This window comes from Streptomyces sp. NPDC002588 (assembly GCF_040295925.1).
Classification (GTDB): Bacteria; Actinomycetota; Actinomycetes; order Streptomycetales; family Streptomycetaceae; genus Streptomyces.
In genome coordinates this window covers 1-4,526 of sequence record NZ_JBEOWF010000099.1, presented here as the reverse complement: position 1 = coordinate 4,526, position 4,526 = coordinate 1, and the positions used below count along the sequence as shown (strand labels likewise).

7 protein-coding genes are annotated in these 4,526 nt (G+C 69.0%); 2 read left to right on the top strand and 5 right to left on the bottom strand.

What is annotated here, in order from left to right; translation table 11 throughout:
- Positions 1-90: 90 nt before the first annotated feature.
- The 4 genes from ABT057_RS48790 to ABT057_RS48775 form a co-directional block, all read right to left on the bottom strand.
- Positions 91-333 (bottom strand): hypothetical protein, encoded by a 243-nt coding sequence (locus ABT057_RS48790; RefSeq protein ID WP_352351824.1) that lies wholly within the window; start codon positions 331-333, stop codon positions 91-93.
- Positions 334-412: 79 nt separating this feature from the next.
- Complete coding sequence (locus ABT057_RS48785; RefSeq protein ID WP_352351822.1) at positions 413-556, bottom strand: hypothetical protein; 144 nt, start codon at positions 554-556, stop codon at positions 413-415.
- A 135-nt stretch (positions 557-691) separates the two neighbouring features.
- Positions 692-1,603: a M56 family metallopeptidase gene (locus ABT057_RS48780; RefSeq protein WP_352351820.1), complete on the bottom strand. Its 912-nt coding sequence runs from the start codon at positions 1,601-1,603 to the stop codon at positions 692-694.
- Positions 1,600-1,974, bottom strand: coding sequence for a BlaI/MecI/CopY family transcriptional regulator (locus ABT057_RS48775; protein WP_352351818.1), 375 nt, complete (start codon positions 1,972-1,974; stop codon positions 1,600-1,602). Before ABT057_RS48775 ends, ABT057_RS48780 begins: the two co-directional genes overlap by 4 nt.
- 203 nt (positions 1,975-2,177) lie before the next feature.
- Between ABT057_RS48775 and ABT057_RS48770 the strand changes: the two genes are divergently transcribed.
- Positions 2,178-2,594 (top strand): DUF6153 family protein, encoded by a 417-nt coding sequence (locus ABT057_RS48770; RefSeq protein WP_352351816.1) that lies wholly within the window; start codon positions 2,178-2,180, stop codon positions 2,592-2,594.
- Positions 2,595-2,677: 83 nt separating this feature from the next.
- A complete protein-coding gene (locus ABT057_RS48765) occupies positions 2,678-3,343 on the top strand; it encodes a DUF305 domain-containing protein (protein WP_352351814.1) in 666 nt (221 codons plus the stop codon).
- 320 nt (positions 3,344-3,663) lie between these two features.
- On the opposite strand, the gene ABT057_RS48760 is transcribed toward ABT057_RS48765, so the two are convergent.
- On the bottom strand, positions 3,664-4,317 hold the full coding sequence (locus ABT057_RS48760; RefSeq protein ID WP_352351812.1) for a thioredoxin-like domain-containing protein: 654 nt from the start codon (positions 4,315-4,317) through the stop codon (positions 3,664-3,666).
- Positions 4,318-4,526: the final 209 nt, after the last annotated feature.

Sequence of the window (4,526 nt, the reverse complement as noted above, 5' to 3'; positions counted from 1 at the left end):
ATCCACACCAGGCCAGAAGGCCCTCACCTATTTCAAGATCCCTCAGCCGAGATCTGCCTCACCCGTCCACAACCTCCCGGGACAGAACAACTAGTCCTTCTTCTCCTTGGCCTTCGCACGGGTCTCTTGCTGGGACTTCAGCCGCTTCGCCGCGTCCGCGCGTTCCTGGGCGAGCTCCCGCTGTGTGCTCTCCAGCGCCCGCAGTGCGGCGGCCTGCCGGTCACTCGTGCGACCGAGCGCCTGGGCCCTGTCGAGGTACTCCGCCGGGTCGCTGGAGAGGAAGAGTTGCACGCTCGGGTCGATGGCACCGGTGCGGTACTGCTCCGCCGCCAACTAGCCTCTCTTCTCGCGCAGTTCGTTGATCTCCTGCTGCTTGCGGGCCGGCCGGGTCCTGGGCGGCGTCGACCTCGCCCTACAGCTTTTTCTGTTTTTCCAGGACACCGTTGTACTCCTCCGTGGGAGCCTCGGCCTCCTCGTAGAGCTTCGCCACCTGCTTGCGTACCTCGTCCACCGAGGGCTCGGGAGCGGCCTGGCTCTGCGTCGGCAGCAGGCTCACGGCGTCGGCCGCCATGCCGAGCGTAGTGATCCGGGCGCGGCTGGGTGGCTTCGGCAGGCGGACGTTTCCGACTTAGTAGATTCGTAGTTCGTGTCGCAAGTGAGCCCGAGTCACCGGAACCTCACCGGCAACCCCTCAGTCGAGGCCGGGCGGGCAGGCGACCAGAAGCGGAAGCAGGGGGATCACCACGGCCGCGGCGGCGACCAAGCCCCACAGCGCGGGGTGCGGCGCCTTGCGCGGGCCGAGGACCCGCTTCATGCGGATCAGAGCGTTGGGACCGCCCGCCGCCAGCGTGCCCTTCGGGGCGCGGGCCGCGGCCATCTCGTACATCGCGGTGGCCAGCACCTCGTGGGAGTGGCTGCGCAGCGCCCGGTCGTCCGCGATCATCTCCAGCAGCAGTGCCGTCTGCTGCCGGGCGTGGCGGGCCAGCGGCACCCACCGGAACACCGAGTGGAACGCCTCCGCGGCGGCCAGAACCAGGTGGTGGCGGCCCGCGATGTGGGCCTGCTCGTGTTTCAGCACGGCGTCGAGCTGATCGGGGGTGAGCCGTCGCACCGCCGCGTCGCTGATCACGATCCGTGGGCGGCGGCCGGGCAGGCAGTAGGCGGCCGGAGTGTCGTACGGCAGCACGGTGGCGCACAGCCGGGCCGAGTGGCGGCCCACCAGGTCGAGGGCTTCCCTGTGCTGTGTGCGCGCAAGGCGGGCACGTAGGACATGGAAGGCGAAGCTGGCGACCAGGGCGACGGCGATGACGGCGGAAACACCGACGGCCAGGCGGTCCGCGGTATCGGGGTCGGGCTGGCGCGCGCCCACGCCCAGTCCGCAGGTGTGCAGCAAACCCACCAGTCCTGCGTGCAGGTGTTCGGTCGGCAAGGCCAGGCTGGCTGCGGAGAGCGCGGCGGCGATCGAGAAGGAGACCGCCAGCGCATGCCACACCGCCGCGGCCAGGGCGGGCGCCCGGTGTGGCCAGCTGCTGCGCAGCATCAGGCGCGGGGCTGCGAACCCCACCGCTGCCGTGTAGCCGACCAGGGCGGGGGCCGCGTTCACGGGTTCGCCTTCGACTGGCGTGCCACGTTCCGCAGGGCCTTGCGCAGGGCGGCGAGCTCTTCCTCGGGCATGTTCTCCACGAAGTGGACCAGCGCGGCCGGGCGGTCCTTGCTTTCTCCCAGACCGTCCTCCATGAGCGCGGCGGCGTACGCCTCACGGCTGCGGACCGGCGAGTACAGCCAGGCCCGGCCGTGCTTGCCGCGCAGCAGCCAGCCCTTGGTGTAGAGGATGTTGGTCACGGTCATCACCGTGGTGTACGCAACCGGGCGGATCTTGTTGATGTCATCGACTATCTCGCGCACCGTCGCCGGACGGTTCCACGTCCAGAAACGATCCATGATCTCCGCCTCGAGATCCCCCAGTCGTCGCATGTCCCGGACTCCCTTTCGCCACCGTGTACGCACGGCCATAGTAGACGCCTGGCCTGTGACGGTGAGGAAGAGAGGGCGCAAGGGCAAAGACGACCGGTGAGTTGGCTTCCGGCCTGCTCGAGCCCCGGCACCTGTCACTCGCCGTGCCCACTTGGCGGCGCCCAGGATGCAAGTGGTCGGTGATCCATGTCTACGATGAGGCCATGACCCGCCTGGGACAGCTTCCTCGACCGCAACCGACGTTGCGGTCCTGTGGGCTGCTCCTGTGCGCACTGCTGCTCGGCCTGCTCGGGATGCACGGCCTCGGGCCAATGCCCGCGGGCGTGCACACATCGTCCGAGCACGGCCGGATGACGGCGGTTGCGCACACCGGCATCATGGCGTCGGCACCGGGCGGATGTGATCACGGGGCGGGCGGCTGTACAGGGCACACCGAACATGCGGACCCCACCTGTGCCTCGGCCTCCGTCGCCGGGACACCCCTGGTGGCGCCGGTGCTGCTGCCCGACACGGTGACCTGCGCCGATCCGGCACAGACCGGCCCGACGTCGACGGCCGGCGGTCCCGACGGCGGCCGGGCGCCTCCCTCACTCGCCGAACTCCAACTCCTGCGGATCTAGAGCGGCCCGCACGCCGCCGCATGCCCTGCGGCGCTGTGCTCCGGCATGCCCCAGGACCAGATCCGAAAACAGGAGCTCAACCTATGACTGCACACCGCAGGCTCATCCGTCGAACCGCCCTGGCCGTCACCGCCGGTGCAGCCGCTCTCGTGCTGACCGCATGCGGCAGCGGCGGGCACGACATGGGATCGATGGGATCCGACTCCAGCCCGTCCGCCACCACCTCCACCGAGGCCGGCGGCCACAACGGACAGGACGTCTCCTTCGCCACGGAGATGATCCAGCACCACCGCCAGGCCGTCGACATGGCCGAGTCGGCCGCGAGCCGCGCCTCGTCGCAGGACGTCAAGGACCTCGCCACGAAGATCAAGGGTGCGCAGGAGCCTGAAATCAAGACGGTGTCCGGCTGGCTCACCTCGTGGGGCGAGGAGGTCCCCGAGGACATGTCCGGCATGGAGGGGATGGAGGGGATGGAGGGGATGGAGGGGATGGAGGGAATGGACATGTCGTCCGACATGCCCGGCATGATGAGCGCCGAGGACATGGGCAAGCTGGAGAAGGCCTCCGGCGCCGAGTTCGACACGATGTTCCTCGAGATGATGGTCAAGCACCACGAGGGCGCCGTCGAGATGGCCAAGACCCAGAAGGCCGACGGCGAGTACGGACCCGCCGTGACGCTCGCGGACGGCGTGATCACGGCCCAGACCGCCGAGATCGAGCAGATGAACAAGATGCTCGACAAGAGCTGACCCGCCGCCACGAGACGGTGGGGCCCACGGCGTACACCGCCGTGGGCCCCACCGTCTTCCTGCCGCAGCGGGAGGGTGGATGGTTTGCGATCCGTGAAGCGCCGGGGCGCTCCCCGAGGTCGGGCCCGCCGTCTCGTGGCCGTGCCGGCCTGTGGCTCGATCACGCTGCGTTCTCGTGGTTCGACATGCCCAGGCTCTGACGGCGGGTCAGGATCGCGGCGTGATTACGGCCTGATCTCCTCCGGCAACGCTGGAGGGCTTGCGGGCGGGTGGGGCGTCGGAATCCGTCACGTCCGGCGCCGCCACCGTCGTATCCCTCATCAGGCGGTCAGCCCGCCGGTGCAGGCGGCACCCGGCTCGGGGGTCTGCGCGCCCTGGACGTACTTGGTGAGGAACTGCTCGACCCTGGGGTCGGAGGCCTTGTTCACGCTGAGCTGCACTCCCCAGGCCGACAGCGTGATCGTTCCGGACTGGGTCTTGTCCGGGCTCATCAGTGTGTAGGGCGTCTTGGAGACCTTGTCGCCGAGCGTCTTCATGTCGGCGTCGGTGGCCTTGTCGTTGTAGGTCACCCAGACCGCGCCGTGCTCCAGGGCGTGCACGGCGTTCTCGTTGGCGACGGGCTTGGTGTAGACGGTGCCGTCGCAGTTCATCCACGCTTGGTTGTGGTTGCCGCCGACGGGCGGATTCATCGGATACTTGACGGTGCCCGTGACGTGGTCGCGGCCGAGTTTCTTGGCGTTCCAGGTCTTCTCGCCGCTCACGGGCTTCTTCGCCGCGGCGGCTTTCTGGTCCTGCTTGTCGTTGGCGTTGTCGATGGCGTACGTGCCCCAGCCGATCAGTCCGGCGACGATGACCGCACTGAGCGTGATGGTGATGATCCGGTTGCGCCGGTCGCGGGCCTTTTCGGCGCGGCGTATTTCTTCGATCTTGGCCCGGCGGGGGGCGGTGGGCTGCTTCTTGCTGGTCTTGCTCATGGCTGTGTTCCTCGTCCCCGCCGCGCCGTGTCGTCGGGCGGCGGTGGGTGCAGGGGGTGGAATGGGCGGATGTCGCCGGCGGCGCGTGTGAGTGCGCGGCACCGTGTCATCCGTCTAGGGCCCTTCTGATGGATCTCCGTGGGAGAAGGAGCGGCGTTCGGTGCGTGCTCTCGGCGTGCCGGGCGGAAGCCCTCGTAGCGGAGCTACTA